Origin of the sequence: Plantibacter sp. MMLR14_011 (assembly GCF_001865025.1) — a bacterium.
In the GTDB taxonomy this organism is placed as follows: domain Bacteria; phylum Actinomycetota; class Actinomycetes; order Actinomycetales; family Microbacteriaceae; genus Plantibacter; species Plantibacter flavus_A.
In genome coordinates this window covers 290,266-305,730 of record NZ_MJGW01000039.1, presented here as the reverse complement: position 1 = coordinate 305,730, position 15,465 = coordinate 290,266, and the positions used below count along the sequence as shown (strand labels likewise).

The 15,465-nt window shown below is 70.1% G+C and carries 16 protein-coding genes; 11 read left to right on the top strand and 5 right to left on the bottom strand.

The annotated features are described in order from the left end of the window. Positions 1-35 precede the first annotated feature (35 nt). Positions 36-914 carry a CPBP family intramembrane glutamic endopeptidase gene (locus tag BIU99_RS14170; RefSeq protein WP_071261800.1) on the bottom strand — a complete coding sequence of 293 codons (879 nt, stop codon included), beginning with the start codon at positions 912-914 and terminating at the stop codon, positions 36-38. A 139-nt stretch (positions 915-1,053) separates the two neighbouring features. Between BIU99_RS14170 and BIU99_RS14165 the strand changes: the two genes are divergently transcribed. Then, a complete protein-coding gene (locus tag BIU99_RS14165; RefSeq protein WP_071261799.1) occupies positions 1,054-1,929 on the top strand; it encodes an endonuclease domain-containing protein in 876 nt (291 codons plus the stop codon). 59 nt (positions 1,930-1,988) lie between these two features. Here the strand turns inward: BIU99_RS14165 and BIU99_RS14160 are convergent, their stop codons facing one another. After that, positions 1,989-2,483, bottom strand: coding sequence for an FBP domain-containing protein (locus BIU99_RS14160; protein ID WP_071261798.1), 495 nt, complete (start codon positions 2,481-2,483; stop codon positions 1,989-1,991). 327 nt (positions 2,484-2,810) lie between these two features. On the opposite strand from BIU99_RS14160, the gene BIU99_RS14155 reads away from it, so the two are divergent. Beyond that, positions 2,811-4,019, top strand: coding sequence for a cysteine desulfurase-like protein (locus tag BIU99_RS14155; RefSeq protein ID WP_071261797.1), 1,209 nt, complete (start codon positions 2,811-2,813; stop codon positions 4,017-4,019). Between the two features lie 64 nt (positions 4,020-4,083). Here BIU99_RS14155 and BIU99_RS14150 read toward each other — a convergent pair whose 3' ends face one another. Further along, a complete protein-coding gene (locus BIU99_RS14150) occupies positions 4,084-4,365 on the bottom strand; it encodes a hypothetical protein (protein ID WP_139205460.1) in 282 nt (93 codons plus the stop codon). Positions 4,366-4,462: 97 nt separating this feature from the next. After that, positions 4,463-4,945 (bottom strand): MarR family winged helix-turn-helix transcriptional regulator, encoded by a 483-nt coding sequence (locus BIU99_RS14145; protein WP_071261795.1) that lies wholly within the window; start codon positions 4,943-4,945, stop codon positions 4,463-4,465. 105 nt (positions 4,946-5,050) lie between these two features. Between BIU99_RS14145 and BIU99_RS14140 the strand changes: the two genes are divergently transcribed. From BIU99_RS14140 to BIU99_RS14130, 3 genes are all read left to right on the top strand, one after another. Continuing rightward, positions 5,051-5,623 carry an NADPH-dependent F420 reductase gene (locus BIU99_RS14140; RefSeq protein WP_071261793.1) on the top strand — a complete coding sequence of 191 codons (573 nt, stop codon included), beginning with the start codon at positions 5,051-5,053 and terminating at the stop codon, positions 5,621-5,623. A 66-nt stretch (positions 5,624-5,689) separates the two neighbouring features. Beyond that, on the top strand, positions 5,690-6,574 hold the full coding sequence (locus tag BIU99_RS14135) for a biopolymer transporter Tol (RefSeq protein ID WP_071261791.1): 885 nt from the start codon (positions 5,690-5,692) through the stop codon (positions 6,572-6,574). Positions 6,575-6,622: 48 nt separating this feature from the next. Continuing rightward, positions 6,623-7,321: an IclR family transcriptional regulator gene (locus tag BIU99_RS14130; RefSeq protein ID WP_083397368.1), complete on the top strand. Its 699-nt coding sequence runs from the start codon at positions 6,623-6,625 to the stop codon at positions 7,319-7,321. Positions 7,322-7,327: 6 nt separating this feature from the next. Here the strand turns inward: BIU99_RS14130 and BIU99_RS14125 are convergent, their stop codons facing one another. Then, positions 7,328-8,701, bottom strand: a complete 1,374-nt coding sequence (locus BIU99_RS14125) for an MFS transporter (RefSeq protein ID WP_071261789.1) — start codon at positions 8,699-8,701, stop codon at positions 7,328-7,330. A 157-nt stretch (positions 8,702-8,858) separates the two neighbouring features. Here BIU99_RS14125 and BIU99_RS14120 point away from each other — a divergent pair, with 157 nt between their 5' ends. Genes BIU99_RS14120 through hpaD form a run of 6 tightly spaced genes read left to right on the top strand, consistent with a single transcriptional unit; the run spans position 8,859 to position 15,440 of the window. Next, a complete protein-coding gene (locus BIU99_RS14120) occupies positions 8,859-9,641 on the top strand; it encodes a 2-keto-4-pentenoate hydratase (RefSeq protein ID WP_071261788.1) in 783 nt (260 codons plus the stop codon). Then, positions 9,626-10,438: an HpcH/HpaI aldolase/citrate lyase family protein gene (locus tag BIU99_RS14115; protein ID WP_071261787.1), complete on the top strand. Its 813-nt coding sequence runs from the start codon at positions 9,626-9,628 to the stop codon at positions 10,436-10,438. Before BIU99_RS14120 ends, BIU99_RS14115 begins: the two co-directional genes overlap by 16 nt. 59 nt (positions 10,439-10,497) lie before the next feature. Further along, a complete protein-coding gene (locus tag BIU99_RS14110; RefSeq protein ID WP_071261786.1) occupies positions 10,498-11,994 on the top strand; it encodes a fumarylacetoacetate hydrolase family protein in 1,497 nt (498 codons plus the stop codon). Next, positions 11,991-12,737, top strand: coding sequence for a GntR family transcriptional regulator (locus BIU99_RS14105; protein ID WP_071261785.1), 747 nt, complete (start codon positions 11,991-11,993; stop codon positions 12,735-12,737). The genes BIU99_RS14110 and BIU99_RS14105 overlap by 4 nt, the downstream gene beginning before the upstream one ends. Then, positions 12,734-14,248, top strand: coding sequence for a 5-carboxymethyl-2-hydroxymuconate semialdehyde dehydrogenase (hpaE, locus tag BIU99_RS14100; protein WP_071261784.1), 1,515 nt, complete (start codon positions 12,734-12,736; stop codon positions 14,246-14,248). Before BIU99_RS14105 ends, hpaE begins: the two co-directional genes overlap by 4 nt. 52 nt (positions 14,249-14,300) lie before the next feature. Then, the gene (hpaD, locus tag BIU99_RS14095) at positions 14,301-15,440 is read left to right on the top strand and encodes a 3,4-dihydroxyphenylacetate 2,3-dioxygenase (protein ID WP_071261783.1); all 1,140 of its coding nucleotides are present in this window, start codon (positions 14,301-14,303) and stop codon (positions 15,438-15,440) included. Positions 15,441-15,465: the final 25 nt, after the last annotated feature.

Genomic DNA, 15,465 nt, shown 5'->3' with positions numbered 1-15,465 from the left:
GCGTACTCGCGGCCGGTCGACGAGACCCGTTCGGCCTACGGCCGCAGCACGTCGTCGGCCGGGTGGGCCTGCACGTGTCCACGGACGAAGATCAAGCCGATCACGGCCACGAGCATGATGAGCAGGTTGGCCGGACCGGCGATCGCCAGGAACACGCTCTGACCGGCGGCGGTTCCCGCGTGGTCGATCCCACCGGTCGAGAGGAAGAGCGTCGGGTCGTAGAGTCCGTGGATCAGGATCGGCCAGATGAGGTTGCCGGTCACCCGGAGCGTCAGGTACATGCACACGCCGAATCCGAAGGTGTAGACGACGGTCACGAGCACGGTCACGACCGGCTGGCCCGACAGGAGGTTGGAGGCGTGCAGCAGCGCGAAGACCAGCGAGGAGATCACCATCACGATCCACTCCGAACTCCCGGCGTCGCGCAGCATCTTCACGACCAGTCCGCGGGTCAGGATCTCCTCGGCGAACCCGATGAACACGCCGGACAGCATCGCGACCACGACCACAGAACCCTCGTAGCTCCCGTAGTCGATGCCGAGCAACCGCAGGACGACCGCGGCGAGGATCACGATCGGAGCGGCCCACATCCACCAGCGTCCGCGGATCGGCTGCTTCGCGAACAGCTCCCGGAACCAGCCGACCGAGAGCACGAACCCGGCCAGGATGAGGGAACCGACGATGAGCGGCAGCATGAGCCCGAAGAACACGCTCTGCGGGGTCGCGAAGAGGTCCTCGCCGATCTGCGAGCCGAAGAGCTGCCCGACGACCCAGCCCGCACCGAGGTACAGGGCGAGGTAGCCGATGGCCAACAGGAACGCCCGGCCGATCCCGCCCTTCGCCCAGAAGTCGTGCCATCCGCTGGTGGTGAGTGTCCGCTGACGTCGGTGCTCGTGACCCCTGTGCTCGCCCATGCATCGATCCAACCACGGAGCACCCGCCTGAGTCGCCCGAATCTGCGCGGAGCCGGCCGCAATTCGTGCAGATCCGGGCGACTCAGTGGGGCTGTGGAGAACGTGGCAGAAAACCGGTCCGCGCAGGCACAGTGAGGGGATGTCACCTGACCTTCCGGACGGACCGTTCCTCGTCGGCGACGCGCTCCGCCGCGGGATGACACCGGGCGAACTCCGCAGTCGTCGGCTCGAGAAGCCGGGTCACGGGATCCGGTCCGCCCGTCCGGTGGAGACGGTCGAGGATCGCTGCCGCGCATTCCTCCACCGCCTGTCCGACCAGGTCTTCGTCTGCGGTCCGACCGCCGCGCTCCTGCTCGGCCTGCCGCTTCCGTACCGCCTCTCCACCCCCGAACGCCTCGACCTCGCCGTGGCCGCGCCGGCCCGCGCTCCGCACGCCGCCGGGATCGCCGGTCGGTCGATCACGATCGATCCTCAGGACGACGTGATCGTCCGCGGCGACATCCGACTGACGAGTCCGGTTCGAACCTGGCTCGACCTTGCCGCGACGCTCCCGCTCGCCGATCTCGTCGCAGCGGGCGACCACCTGCTTCGGACTCGAACCGCAGGCCTGGACGAGTTGGAGGAGACAGCAGCCCACTATCCGGGTCGGCGCGGCCGTCGCGCGATCGCCGCCGCACTCCCCCTCCTCGATCACCGCGCGGAATCGCCGCCCGAGTCCATCGTCCGCGTCGCGCTGGCGCGCGGCGGCGTCACCGGGTTCGAGCCGAATCAGGGGATCCGGGCGGCGAACGGCTCGTTCCTCGCGCGCGCCGACCTCTGCCACCGGGCAGCGCGGGTCGTCATCGAGTACCAGGGCGACTACCACCGGGTCGAGGTCGACCGGTGGCGCAAGGACCGCGCTCGCTCGAACCGCCTGCGGGCCGCGGGTTGGACGGTCATCGAGCTGACGGCCGACGATCTCCGTGACCTCCGCACCGTCGTCGCCTCGGTGCGCGCCGCCCTCACCGGCCATTGAGTCGCCCGAATCTGCACGAGAATCACTGGATCTTGTGCAGATCCGGGCGACTCAGCAGGTCAGCCGACGCCGTTCAGGACCGAGGAGGCGAAGGAGGCGGCACGGACGCCGAGCGTCGCGATGCGCTCCTGGCGGGCCGCCTCCGCGTCGAAACCGACGTAGGCGAGCGGTGGCAGCTTCCGCACGTTGGCCGAGCACTGGAAGTCGGCGCAGACGAGCGTGCCGACGGTGTCGCCGTTCTTGCCGGCCTGCCCGGCCCGCTTCGCGCTGTAGAACACGACGTCGTTGCTGAGCGTGATGTCCTGGCACCACGCGCACTGCGGCCGGGTGCGGGGTGTCGCGTCAGCCTGTCGGAGGAGGATGCCGACGGGTTCGCCGTCGACGATCGTGACCACGTACGCGCGTCGCGGCAGCTTCTTGTCGCGCCACCCGAGGAAGTCACGCACCTCGAAGTCGATCGCGTCGAGGTCGACGGGAAGGCTCACGTCACTGACCTCCTTGCGCGACGCGTTGACGAAGGAGGCTCGGATCTGGGATTCGTTCAGGGAGATCATGGGTTCACCGGTTTCGGCTGGGCCGTCGTGGCGACGGCGGAGAGACCCTCCGCGCGTCGGTGCGCTGCGGCGGGTACGTCAGGGTGCGCGGCCCCGTCGTCGTCGCTCGGACGAGCGCGATTGACGAAGCCGACGTCCTCACCGGGTGGGCGAGGTGGTCGACCGGGTGCGCTGCTCTCTCGGGCCGGCGTTGCGGACGCCGACGACCTCCAGACGCCCGACACGGGGCGGAGTGATGAGCATGGACACACTGGCACTGTATCAAGCGGTGGCGCGCTCGCTCCCCCGATCCGCACGTTCTGGCTCCCGGCGCGGCAGGATGGACGTATGACCCTCGACGTCGCCCTCCTCCGCACCGCGTTCCCGTCCCTCGCCTCGGGCATCGCCCACTTCGACGGCCCCGGCGGCACCCAGACGCCGCTCGCCGTCGGCCAGGCCATCCTCGACACCCTCACCGGGCCACTGTCCAACCGGGGTTCGTCGGTCGCGTCCGAGCGCCGGGCGGACGACGCCGTGACCGCCTTCCGCGCAGCGTGCGCCGACCTGCTCGCCGCGGAGGAGCGGGGCATCGTCTACGGTCGGAGCGCGACCCAGCTCACGTACGACTTCTCCAGGCATCTGTCGCGCGACTGGATCGCCGGCGACGAGATCGTCCTGTCCCGACTCGACCACGACGCGAACGTGCGCCCGTGGGTGCAGGCGGCGGACCGCACGGGCGCGACCGTCCGCTGGATCGACCTGGACCCGGCGACGGGCGAGCTCGACCTCGCCGACCTCGACGACCTCGTCACCGAACGGACGAGGCTCGTCGCCGTCACCGCTGCGTCGAACCTCCTCGGCACCATCCCGCCGGTGCGGACGATCGCCGATCGGGCGCACGCGGTCGGCGCGCTCGTCTGGGTCGACGGCGTCCACTACACGGCGCACCACGTCGTCGACGTCGAGGCCCTCGGTGCCGACTTCTTCGTCTGCTCGCCGTACAAGTTCTTCGGGCCGCACTGCGGTGTCCTCGCCGCGTCGCCGGCGCTGCTCGAGTCGATCCACCCCGACAAGCTGCTGCCGTCGACGAACGTGGTGCCGGAGCGCTTCGAGTTCGGCACGCTGCCCTACGAGCTCATGGCCGGCGTGACGGCGGCCATCGGCGTGCTCGCGTCGATCGACCCCGGTGACGCCACGACGAGACGCGACCGTCTGGTCGCCTCCGCTGCAGCCGTCCACGAACGGGAACTCGCGCTGCGCACCCGCATCGAAGGCGCCCTCGCGGAGCTCGGCCCGCTCGTCGAGCTGCACTCGCGGGCCGCAGAACGCACGGCGACGCTGTTCATGACGTTCCCCGGCAGGCGTGCAGCCGATGCGGCCGCCTTCCTCGCCGCACGCGACGTCCTCGCACCGGCCGGCTCGTTCTACGCGGTCGAGCCGTTCGCGGCACTGGGCCTCGACGACGTCGGAGGCCTCCGCGTCGGCGTCGCCCCGTACACCTCGGACGAGGACGTCGACCGCCTGCTCGGCGGCATCAGGGCCTTCCTCGCCGATTGAACGGCTCGCCGATTGAACGGCCCGCCGATTGAACGGTTGGCGGATCGACCCTGCGTCAGCGCCCTCAGGACCGCTTGGTGCTCTCGCGTCGCAGGACGACGAACCCGGCGACCATGACGACCGCCCCGAGGACGAGGGTGATGATCCGGAAGAACCCGAAGTCGTCGACACCGAAGATCAGGGGTCCGGCGAAGAGGAACGTGGCGCCGACGAAGTACCAGACGGAGGTCGTCCCACCGTTGAGCGACGTGGGCGGTGGCGTCGATTCGGGCTCCGCCGAGGCGGGACCGTCCTGGGGCACCTCGTCCCCGTGTGGTGCAGGTTCGGGCTGCGTCGATCCGGTCATCATTCGCTCCGATCCGCGTCGCGCTCGGTGGTGTCCACGACGTCGAACCCCACGCTACGCAGCCCTCGAGCGCCGCGAATCCCCCAGGTGACGGAGATCAGGCCTCGCTGGCGAACATCCGTCCGTCGGGGTCGAGCTTCGTCAGGAGGGCGGCGGAGATCTCGCCGAGCTGCTCGATCTGCGCCGGCGTCAGTGCGTCGAGGACCAAGGACCGCACGTGCTCGACGTGGCCCGGCGCAGCCTGGACGACCTTGTCCCAGCCCGCATCGGTGAGCGTCACGTTCGTCGCCCGTCGATCCTCCGGGCACGGCGTCCGCGCCACGAAGCCGGCGTCCTCCAAGCGCGTCAGCACCCGCGACAAGCGGGGCAGCGTCGCGTTCGTCCGGGCCGCGAGCGCCGAGGTGCGCAGCGTGCGGTCCGGCGTCTCGGACAACATTGCGAGCGTGAAGTAGTCGAAGTGCGTCAGGTGCTCGTCCCGCGTGAGCTGGAGGTCGAGGGCAGCCGGCAGGAGTTCGAGCACCGCGGCGAAGCGCACCCAGGAGCGTTGCTCGTCGTCGCTCAGCCATCGCGTGTCGGTCATGCCTCCAGCGTAGCAATAGTTGCGCCTACAACTAACCGGTGTTACGTTAGTTGTACCAACAACCAATTGACCCGTGACCAGGCGGCCACGAGAAGGAGCATCGTCATGACGAACGTCACCATCTTCGGAACCGGCAACATGGGCACCGCCATCGCCGGCGTCCTCGCAGCAGGCGGCGCCTCCGTCGACCACCTCGGATCGGCCGAGACCGGCACGATCACCGGCGACATCGTCGTCCTCGCCGTCCCCCACCCGGCCCTCGCGTCGATCGTCGAGCAGTACGCCGACCAGCTCGCGGGCAAGGTCGTCGTCGACATCACCAACCCCCTGGACTTCTCGACCTTCGACGCCCTCACCGTCCCCGCGGGCAGCTCGGCTGCAGCGGAACTGCAGGCGAAGCTCCCGAGCTCCCACGTCCTCAAGGCCTTCAACACGAACTTCGCCGCGACCCTCGCATCGAAGCAGGTCGGCGACGTGGCCACCACGGTCCTCATCGCCGGGGACGACGCCGACGCCAAGGCCGCCCTCCAGCAGCTCGTGACCGCCGGCGGCCTCGAGGCCGTCGACGCCGGGTCGCTGAAGCGCGCCCACGAACTCGAGGCGATCGGCTTCCTGCAGCTCACGCTGGCGGCCTCGGAGAAGATCTCCTGGACCGCGGGGTTCGCGCTCGTCAAGTAGCCGTCGGATCGTGATCCGGGAGGAACGATCCTCCCGGATCACGACGGACTGGAGGACGATGGGCGCATGACCTTCCGCGCCCTCGCCCCCGGCCAGCGTTCCAGCATCCTGCTCGGCGGGCCGCACGATGATGCGCCCGTGCTCCTCTTCGAGACCGACGAGCTCCTCGTCGAAGCACCGAACTGGTCGCTCGACGGCCGGACGCTGCTCCTCAACGGCAACGGGCGGCTCTGGGCGCTCCCGGTCGACGATCCGACCGCCGGGCTCGCGCCGATCGAGTTCCACGGCCTCCCCGAACTCAACAACGACCACGTCCTCGACCCCGACGGCGAGCACATCCTCCTCTCAGCGATGGACGGTCACATCTACCGCGGCGCGCTCACCGGCGGGCCGGTCACGAAGCTCACCGCCGACGACGACCGGTGGCACTTCCTCCACGGCGTTTCGCCCGACGGCACGCGGATCGCGTACGTCGAGCTCGAGGGCTTCGAGCATCCCGGTCGACTCGCGATCGCTCCGGCGGTCGAGGGCGGCGGCCCCGTCACCATCCTCGACACCGGCGACGGCCACCTCGACGGTCCGGAATGGTCGCCCGACGGCCGGTTGCTGCTCTGCAACACGGAGCACTTCGGCACCGGCCCCGGCCATGCGCAACTCGCACGGATCCCCGACGCCGGCGGCGAGCTCGAGCAGCTCGTCGTGAGCGACACCGTCGACTGGTTCCCGCACCTCTCCCCCGACGCCCGACTGGCCTCGTACATCGCCTTCCCCGCCGGCACGATCGGGCACCCGGCCGACCTCGACGTCGAGGTCCGGCTCATCTCGACCGACGACTGGGCGACCCCGCTCCGTCGCTACCCGCTGTTCGGCGGGCAGGGCACCCTCAACGTGAACAGCTGGTCCCCCGACAGCTCACGGTTCGCCTTCGTCGCCTACCCGATCGACGACTGAGGCACCGGAACTCCGGGCGCGCGGGCCGTCAGTCGGTACTGTCGGAGCGTGACCGATGCCAGCAGCGCCCACTCCCAGACGCTCTCGCGCGGCATCCGGATCCTCGAGGTCCTGGCCGACGCGCGCACCCCGCTGACGATCGACACCCTGAGCGCGACGCTCGGCCTGCACCGGAGCGTCACCTACCGGCTCCTGCGGACGCTCGAAGACCACCGCCTGGTCGTCCGCGACGGTACGGGACGGATCGCACTCGGATCGCGCCTGGCAGCCCTCGCCGCCGGTGTCTCCCACGACCTGCAGGCCGCCGCCCTGCCCGAGCTGACGGCCGTCGCGAACGAGCTCGGCATGACCTGCTTCCTCACCGTGCTGGACGGCGACGAGATCGTCACCCTCGTCAGCGTCGAGCCACGGCACACGATGGGGTCGATCGCGCAGCGACCCGGCACCCGGCACCCGGTCGGTGTCGGCGCGCCCGGCAAGGCGATCGCGTCCCGCCTCTCCGAGGCGCAGTGGCCGGACGCCCTCGACGACGACCACCGCGCCGAGCTGGCGGTGGTCCGCGAACAGGGCTGGGCGTCGAGCCACGACGAGGTCATCACCGGCCTCCGCGCCGTTGCCGCCCCGCTCTCGGCGCACGGCTCGCCGGCGGCCGCCCTCGCGGTCGTCTACGTCTCCAGCAGCCGCCCCGAAACCGAGATCGCGGCCCGCCTCATCGAGGGGGCCGCGACCATCGCGTCGTCGGTCTGACCGCGCCTACATCCGGGTGCCGTAGACCTGGCCGCGTCCCTGCTGCTCCTCCGCCTCGCCACCGAGCGGGATGCCGGTGCGGTCGCGCAAGAGGAGGGTCGCCGCGAAGGCGATCACGATCATGCCGGCGATGTAGAACGCGACACTCGTCGCCGACCCCGTGACCTGCACCAGCCAGGTCGCGATCGTCGGGGCGAACGCTCCGCCGAGGATGGCGCCGATCGCGTAGGTGACCGAGACGCCCGTGTAGCGGATCGATGCGGGGAAGAGCTCGGCGAAGTACGCCGCCTGCGGCCCGTAGGTGAAGCCGTTGCCGATCGTGAACAGCGCGAGCCCGAGGAACAACAGCCACGGGTCACCGGTGTTCACGAGCGGGAAGAGCACGAAGACGGTTGCCAGGAACGCGACCCAGCCGATGATGTAGGTGTTGCGTCGGCCGATCCGGTCGGAGAGCGAGCCCGCGAACCACGTGACGATCAGCCAGACGATGGCCGACCCGGTGACCGCGAGCAGGACCGGTGTCCGCTCCATGCCCACCAGGCCGCCGTCGGCGAGCGGCGTCGTCGCGTAGTTCTGGATGTAGCCGCCCGTCGTCATGTAGCCGGCGGCGTTGTTGCCGGCGAAGGTGAGCGCCGCGAGCAGCACGAGCAGCCAGTGGTGCCGGAAGAGCTCGACGATCGGGACCCGGCGACGCTCCTTGTTGCGGGCGAGGGCGACGAAGACGGGGCTCTCGTCGACCTTCCGGCGCACGACGTAGCCGACGATGATCAGGACGAAGCTCAGCAGGAACGGGATCCGCCAGCCCCACTCGAGGAACGCCGCGCCGGGCGAGATCACGCCCGTCATGAGGGCGAGCATGCCGGAGGCGAGGAGGAGTCCGATCGGGACGCCGATCTGCGGGAACGCCCCGAACCGGCCGCGGCGGCCGGTGGGAGCGTGCTCGACCGCCATGAGGACGGCGCCGCCCCACTCGCCGCCGGTGGACAGCCCCTGCAGGATGCGGAGGAGCACGAGCAGGGCGGGGGCGATGATCCCGATCTGGTCGTAGGTCGGCAGCAGACCGATGAGCGTCGTGGCAGCTCCCATGAGGAAGAGCGTGATGACGAGCATCTTCTTCCGGCCGATGCGATCGCCGAAGTGCCCGGCGACGAACGCGCCGAGCGGCCGGAACAGGAAGCTCACACCGACGGTCGCGAACGACAGCAACAGCGCGGCCTGCGGTCCCGCCGGCTGGAAGAAGAGCTGCGAGAAGACGAGTCCGGCGGCGCTCGCGTAGAGGAAGAAGTCGTACCACTCGACCGTGGTGCCGATGACGGTGGCGAAGGCCACGCGCCGGAGTTCCGCGGGCGTCGTCGCTCGCGCCAGAGATGCGGTTGTCATTGTCTCGAGACCCCTTTGTCCGTCGCGGCCCGCCATTGGACCGCCAGAATGTACACCACATCGTATACAATCATGCTCACCGCGCAAGAGGCAGTCGACGACGACGCACCGTATCGTGATCGCAGGCCGCAGTCGACGCAGATGAGGACGGGATGCGATGCAGGATCACGAACGGCAGGCGATCGCCGACGAACTGGCGGCGGCGCACGAGGAGCGGAGCGTCATCCCCCTCCTCACCGCCCGGCACCCGGACATGACCGTCGAGGACTCCTACGCCGTGCAGGCGCTGTGGGCCGAACGCCGCATCGCCGCCGGTCGGCGCGTCGTCGGCCACAAGATCGGCCTCACCTCGAAGGCGATGCAGCAGGCCACCGGGATCACCGAACCCGACTACGGCGTCATCCTCGACGACCAGGTCTTCGACTCGGGCGCGACGCTCGACTTCGACGCCTACTCCAACGTCCGCGTGGAGGTCGAGCTGGCGTTCGTCCTCGGACGCCCGCTGCAGGGACCGCACTGCACGATCTTCGAGGTGCTCGACGCGACCGACCACATCGTGCCCGCGCTCGAGGTCCTCAACTCACACATCGAACTCGACGGTCGCACGATCGTCGACACCATCGCCGACAATGCGGCTCTCGGCGCCATGGTGCTCGGCGGAACGCCCGTCCGCCCCGACGCGATCGACCCGCGATGGGTCTCGGCCCTGCTCTACCGCAACCAGACCATCGAGGAGTCGGGGGTCACCGGCGCCGTCCTCGGGCACCCGGCACTCGGCGTCGCGTGGCTCGCGGGCAAGCTCGCCCAGCACGGCGGGAGTCTCGCCGCCGGGGAGATCATCCTGTCGGGGTCGTTCACGAGACCGATGTGGGTCGAACGGGGCGACACCGTCCACGCCGAATACCAGGGACTGGGAGCCGTGACATGCCGATTCGAATGACCCTGCCGCCGACCTTCGGCGAGCGCCTGCGCACCGCGGATCGCCCCCTCGCCGGGATGTGGGTGGTGTCGGGGAGCCCGATCGCGGCGGAGATCGCTGCGGGCAGCGGCCTCGACCTGCTCCTCATCGACGGCGAGCACTCGGCGAACACCCTGGAGAGCATCCAACTGCAGCTGCAGGTGGTCGCCGCCTTCCCGGTGTGTCCGCTGGTGCGGGTGCCGTTCGGCGACGCGGTCGTCATCAAGCGGGTGCTCGACCTCGGGGCGCAGAACCTCATCGTGCCCATGGTGTCGTCGGCCGAGCAGGCGGCGGCGCTCGTGCAGGCCGTGCGGTACCCGCCTCAGGGCGTCCGTGGGGTCGGCAGCGCGCTCGCAAGGTCCTCCCGCTGGAACCGCGTCGACGACTACCTCGCGCAGGCGGACGATTCGGTGTCGCTCACGGTGCAGATCGAGTCGGCGGAGGCCGTCGAGCAGGTCGAGGACATCCTCGCGGTCGACGGCGTGGACGCGGTGTTCGTCGGTCCGGCCGACCTCTCGGCGTCACTCGGCCTGCTCGGCCAGCAGGGGCACCCCACCGTGGTCAGCGCTGTCGAGCGGGTGCTCGATGCCGCCGCCGCCGCGGGGAAGCCCGCCGGTGTGAACGCCTTCGACCCCGTCATGGCCGAGCACTACCTCGACCGCGGGGCGTCCTTTGTCCTCGTCGGTGCGGATGTGTCGCTCCTCGCCCGCGCATCCGAGGGGTTGGCCGAGCGCTTCATCGACGGCCGGAGCGACGCGGGCCGCGGCGACGGGTACTGACCCTTTCCCACTGCGTCCAGATCGTATACGATTCTGGATACCGACGACGAGGACGTGTGATGAGCAGCCACCAGGGCATCGAAGGCCTCCCGAACAGCGGGGGCCGCAAGATCATCGCCGTCCACCTCAACTACCCGTCACGGGCGGCCCAGCGCGGCCGCACGCCGGAGTACCCCTCGTACTTCCTCAAGCCGTGGTCCTCCGTCTCTGGCACGGGCGGCACCGTCGAGCGCCCGGCCGGCGCGGAACTGCTCGCCTTCGAGGGCGAGATCGCGATCATCATCGGGACCGCGGCCCGCCGCGTCCGCGTCGAGGACGCCTGGCAGCACGTCTCGGGCGTCACCGGGGCGAACGACTTCGGGCTCTACGACCTCCGCAGTGCCGACAAGGGGTCGAACCTGCGCTCGAAGGGCGGCGACGGTTACACGCCCCTCGGCCCGTCCGTCATCCCCGCCGAGCAGATCGATCCGGCCGCCCTCCGCGTGCGCACCTGGGTCAACGGTGTCGTGGTCCAGGACGACACGAGCGACACACTGCTCTTCCCCTTCGCGCAGCTCATCGCCGACCTCTCACAGCTCTCGACGCTCGAGCCGGGCGACGTCATCCTCACCGGGACGCCCGCCGGCTCATCCGTCGTCGTGCCCGGCGACGTCGTCGAGGTCGAGGTCGACGCACCGACCGCACCAGGCACCCCGACGAGCGGTCGACTCGTGACGACGGTCGTCGAGGGCACCGAGCCCTTCGGCGGGTTCGGCGCGAAGCCGGCCGTCGACGACCATCAGCGCATCGAGGCCTGGGGGGACGCTGCGGCGGCGGGTCTGCCTGCACCGGCTGAGCCTCTCACCGCTGCATCGCCCGCCGAACCGCTCGACCCCACGGTCGCCGAACAGCTCGCCTCGGTCTCGACGGCGACGCTCAGCGCCAAGCTGCGGGCTCGCGGGTACACCGAAGTCTTCATCGAGGGCGTCCACGCCTCGCGACCGAACACGCGCATGGTCGGCGTGGCCCGCACCCTCCGCTTCGTCGCCTACCGACCCGACCTCTTCGCCGAGCGCGGCAACGGCTTCAACGCGCAGAAGCGTGTCTTCGACACCGTCGAGGCCGGCGAGGTCATCGTGATCGAGGCACGCGCCGAGCGCGGCACGGGCACCGTCGGCGACGTCCTCGCGCTTCGGGCACAGCAGCGGGGAGCGGCCGGGGTCGTCACCGACGGCGGCATCCGCGATGCCGAGCAGGTCGCGGCGTTCGACCTGCCGACCTTCTCGCAGGGTCCGCACCCGTCCGTCCTCGGGCGCCGCCATGTGCCGTGGGAGACCGATGTCGCGGTCACCTGCGGCGGGGCGACGGTCCTGCCCGGCGACGTGATCGTCGGGGACGGTGACGGCGTCATCGCGATCCCCCGGGCGCTCGCCGCCGAGGTCGCCGCGGAGGCGGTCGTGCAGGAGGCGGAGGACGCCTGGATCGCCGAGCAGGTCCGTGGTGGTGCCGCGGTCGACGGCCTCTTCCCGCTGAACGCCGAGTGGCGGGCGCGATACGAGAGCGAGCAGGGACGATGAGCGGACCGCACCCGACCACCGGGCAGGAGGCGTCGCTCAGCAAGTCGGAGCGCGCCTACCGGTTCATCCGCGAGGCCATCGACGAGGGGCGCTTCGTCCCCGGGTACCGGCTGGTGCTCGGCCAGATCGCCGGTGAGCTCGACATCAGCGTGGTCCCGGTGCGCGAGGCGATCCGTCGGCTGGAGGCCGAGGGGCTCGTGACGTTCGAGCGCAACGTCGGCGCGCAGGTCGCGATGCTGCACGAAACCGAGTACCTCTTCACGATGCAGACGCTCGCCCTCGTCGAGGGCGCAGCGACCTCGATGAGCGCCGCCTACCTGACCGACGACCACCTGGCCCGCGCCCGCGAGATCAACGAGCGGATGCGCCGCACGCTCGACGACTTCGACCCGCACGCGTTCACGGCGTTGAACCTGGAGTTCCACACCGTCCTCTTCGAGGAGTGCCCGAACCCGCACGTCCTCGACCTCGTCCACCGCGGCTGGCGGCGGCTGAACGCGCTCCGCGACTCCACGTTCAGCTTCGTGCCCGGCCGCGCGCGGGAGTCGGTCGCAGAGCACGACGGCATCCTCGAACTCATCGCCGCCGGCGCGCAGCCGCTCGAGATCGAGATCGCCGCCCGCGACCACCGCACCGCGACGCTCGACGCCATGCTCGCGTACCAGGCGGAGCACCAGCCGCCCACCACGGCCCGCCCGCCGTCGTCACCGCCGTCCACCACCGACCGGAGGAACCACCCATGACCCAGCACGTTCCGGCAGCGTTGCCCGACCGTATCCGGCACTACATCGACGGCGCGTTCGTCGACTCGGTCGACGGCGACACCTTCGACGTCCTCGACCCGGTGTCGAACGAGACCTACGTCCAAGCCGCCGCCGGCAAGCAGGCCGACATCGACCTCGCCGTCGCCGCCGCCAAGCGCGCCTTCGACGAGGGTCCGTGGCCGCGGCTCCTCCCCCGCGAGCGCAGCCGGATCCTGCACCGGGTCGCCGACGCCGTCGAAGCGCAGGACGCCCGCCTCGCGGAGCTGGAGAGCTTCGACACCGGGCTGCCGATCACGCAGGCGCTCGGTCAGGCGAAGCGCGCCGCCGAGAACTTCCGGTTCTTCGCCGATCTGATCGTCGCCCAGCACGACGACACCTATAAGGTCCCGGGGCGGCAGGTCAACTACGTCAACCGCAAGCCCATCGGTGTCGCGGGGCTCATCACGCCGTGGAACACGCCGTTCATGCTCGAGAGCTGGAAGCTCGCTCCGGCCCTCGCGACCGGCAACACGGTCGTCCTGAAGCCGGCGGAGTTCACCCCGCTCTCGGCGAGCCTGTGGGCGGACATCTTCCGCGACGCCGGCGTGCCCGACGGCGTGTTCAACCTCGTGAACGGGCTCGGTGAAGACGCCGGCGACGCCCTCGTGAAGCACCCGGACGTGCCGCTCATCTCGTTCACCGGCGAGAGCAGCACCGGTCAGCTCATCTTCGCGAACGCCGCGCCGTTCCTGAAGGGGCTCTCGATGGAGCTCGGCGGCAAGTCACCGGCCGTCGTGTTCGCCGACGCCGACCTCGACGACGCCCTCGACGCGACGGTGTTCGGCGTGTTCTCCCTGAACGGCGAACGCTGCACCGCCGGCAGCCGCATCCTCGTCGAGCGGAGTGTCTACGACGACTTCGTCGAGCGGTACGCCGAGCGGGCCCGCAACATCGTCGTCGGGCACCCGAACGACCCGGCCACCGAGGTCGGCGCGCTCGTGCACCCGGAGCACTACGAGAAGGTCATGGGCTACGTCGAGATCGGCAAGACCGAGGGCCGCCTCGTCGCCGGTGGTGGTCGCCCCGAGGGATTCCCGACCGGCAACTACGTCGCGCCGACGGTCTTCGCCGACGTCCCGCCGAGCGCCCGCATCTTCCAGGAGGAGATCTTCGGGCCGGTCGTCGCCATCACCCCGTTCGACTCCGACGAGCAGGCACTCGCCCTCGCGAACGACACGAAGTACGGACTCGCCGCGTACATCTGGACGAACGACCTCAAGCGGGCTCACACCTTCTCGCAGAACGTGCAGGCCGGGATGGTGTGGCTGAACTCGAACAACGTGCGCGACCTCCGCACGCCGTTCGGCGGCGTGAAGGCCTCGGGTCTCGGGCACGAGGGCGGCTACCGCTCGATCGACTTCTACACCGACCAGCAGGCGGTGCACATCACGCTGAACCAGGCGCACTCCCCACGCTTCGGGACCGGCGGGCCGCTGCAGGCCGCGCACTGACCGCTCCCGGTCGACTTCCACCCAGCAACCGAGATCAGCAAGGACGCAGATCATGTCGAACCCCATCACCCCGTCGTCGGCCGAGCCCGTCGTGACCGCCACCGACCCGATCCCCGTGCCGGTGAACCGCATCCCGACGCCCGCCGCCACCCCGCCGGACATCCTCCGCTGTGCGTACATGGAGATCGTCGTCACGGATCTCGCCGCGAGCCGGAAGTTCTACGTCGACGTCCTCGACCTCGTGGTCACGGAGGAGGACGAGACGACCGTCTACCTGCGGAGCTTCGAGGAGTTCATCCACCACAACCTCGTGCTGCGGCAGGGGCCGGTGGCGGCGGTCGCCGCGTTCAGCTACCGGGTGCGGAGTCCTGAGGACCTCGACCGCGCGGTCGCCTTCTACACGGAACTCGGGTGCCGGGTGGAGCGTCGTGCCGAGGGGTATGTGCAGGGCATCGGCGACTCGGTGCGCGTCGAGGATCCGCTCGGGTTTCCCTACGAGTTCTTCTACGACGTGGAGCACGTCGAGCGGTTGGCGTGGCGCTACGACCTGTACACGCCGGGCGCGCTCGTGCGGCTCGACCACTTCAACCAGGTGACGCCCGACGTGCCGCGGGCGGTCGCGTACATGGAGGACCTCGGGTTCCGGGTCACGGAGGACATCCAGGACGAGGCCGGGACGACGTACGCGGCGTGGATGCGGCGGAAACCGACCGTCCACGACACCGCGATGACGGGCGGTGACGGACCGCGCATGCACCACGTGGCGTTCGCGACGCATGAGAAGCACAACATCATCGCGATCTGCGACAAGCTCGGCGCGCTGCGGATGTCGGACGTCATCGAGCGCGGCCCCGGCCGACACGGCGTCTCGAACGCGTTCTACCTGTACATCCGGGACCCCGACGGCCACCGGATCGAGATCTACACCCAGGACTACTACACGGGTGACCCCGACAACCCGGTGGTCACGTGGGACGTGCACGACAACCAGCGTCGCGACTGGTGGGGCAATGCCGTCGTGCCGAGTTGGTACACGGACGCGTCGCTCGTGCTCGACCTCGACGGCGAGCCGAAGCCCGTGGTCTCCAGGACCGACGACTCCGAACTCGAGGTCACGATCGGCGCCGACGGCTTCTCCTACACCCGCAAGGGCGACGAGGCGCAGGGCTTCAAGCTCGGCAACACCCTCTAGGCCTCGGTTCATTCGCCCATCTTTG

What these genes read in the sequence shown, in the direction of transcription:
- BIU99_RS14170 (WP_071261800.1), bottom strand. Translation starts at nt 914, where the DNA reads ATGGGCGAGCACAGGGGTCACGAGCACCGACGTCAGCGGACACTCACC.
- BIU99_RS14165 (WP_071261799.1), top strand. Translation starts at nt 1,054, where the DNA reads ATGTCACCTGACCTTCCGGACGGACCGTTCCTCGTCGGCGACGCGCTC.
- BIU99_RS14160 (WP_071261798.1), bottom strand. Translation starts at nt 2,483, where the DNA reads ATGATCTCCCTGAACGAATCCCAGATCCGAGCCTCCTTCGTCAACGCG.
- BIU99_RS14155 (WP_071261797.1), top strand. Translation starts at nt 2,811, where the DNA reads ATGACCCTCGACGTCGCCCTCCTCCGCACCGCGTTCCCGTCCCTCGCC.
- BIU99_RS14150 (WP_139205460.1), bottom strand. Translation starts at nt 4,365, where the DNA reads ATGACCGGATCGACGCAGCCCGAACCTGCACCACACGGGGACGAGGTG.
- BIU99_RS14145 (WP_071261795.1), bottom strand. Translation starts at nt 4,945, where the DNA reads ATGACCGACACGCGATGGCTGAGCGACGACGAGCAACGCTCCTGGGTG.
- BIU99_RS14140 (WP_071261793.1), top strand. Translation starts at nt 5,051, where the DNA reads ATGACGAACGTCACCATCTTCGGAACCGGCAACATGGGCACCGCCATC.
- BIU99_RS14135 (WP_071261791.1), top strand. Translation starts at nt 5,690, where the DNA reads ATGACCTTCCGCGCCCTCGCCCCCGGCCAGCGTTCCAGCATCCTGCTC.
- BIU99_RS14125 (WP_071261789.1), bottom strand. Translation starts at nt 8,701, where the DNA reads ATGACAACCGCATCTCTGGCGCGAGCGACGACGCCCGCGGAACTCCGG.
- BIU99_RS14120 (WP_071261788.1), top strand. Translation starts at nt 8,859, where the DNA reads ATGCAGGATCACGAACGGCAGGCGATCGCCGACGAACTGGCGGCGGCG.
- BIU99_RS14115 (WP_071261787.1), top strand. Translation starts at nt 9,626, where the DNA reads ATGCCGATTCGAATGACCCTGCCGCCGACCTTCGGCGAGCGCCTGCGC.
- BIU99_RS14110 (WP_071261786.1), top strand. Translation starts at nt 10,498, where the DNA reads ATGAGCAGCCACCAGGGCATCGAAGGCCTCCCGAACAGCGGGGGCCGC.
- BIU99_RS14105 (WP_071261785.1), top strand. Translation starts at nt 11,991, where the DNA reads ATGAGCGGACCGCACCCGACCACCGGGCAGGAGGCGTCGCTCAGCAAG.
- hpaE (WP_071261784.1), top strand. Translation starts at nt 12,734, where the DNA reads ATGACCCAGCACGTTCCGGCAGCGTTGCCCGACCGTATCCGGCACTAC.
- hpaD (WP_071261783.1), top strand. Translation starts at nt 14,301, where the DNA reads ATGTCGAACCCCATCACCCCGTCGTCGGCCGAGCCCGTCGTGACCGCC.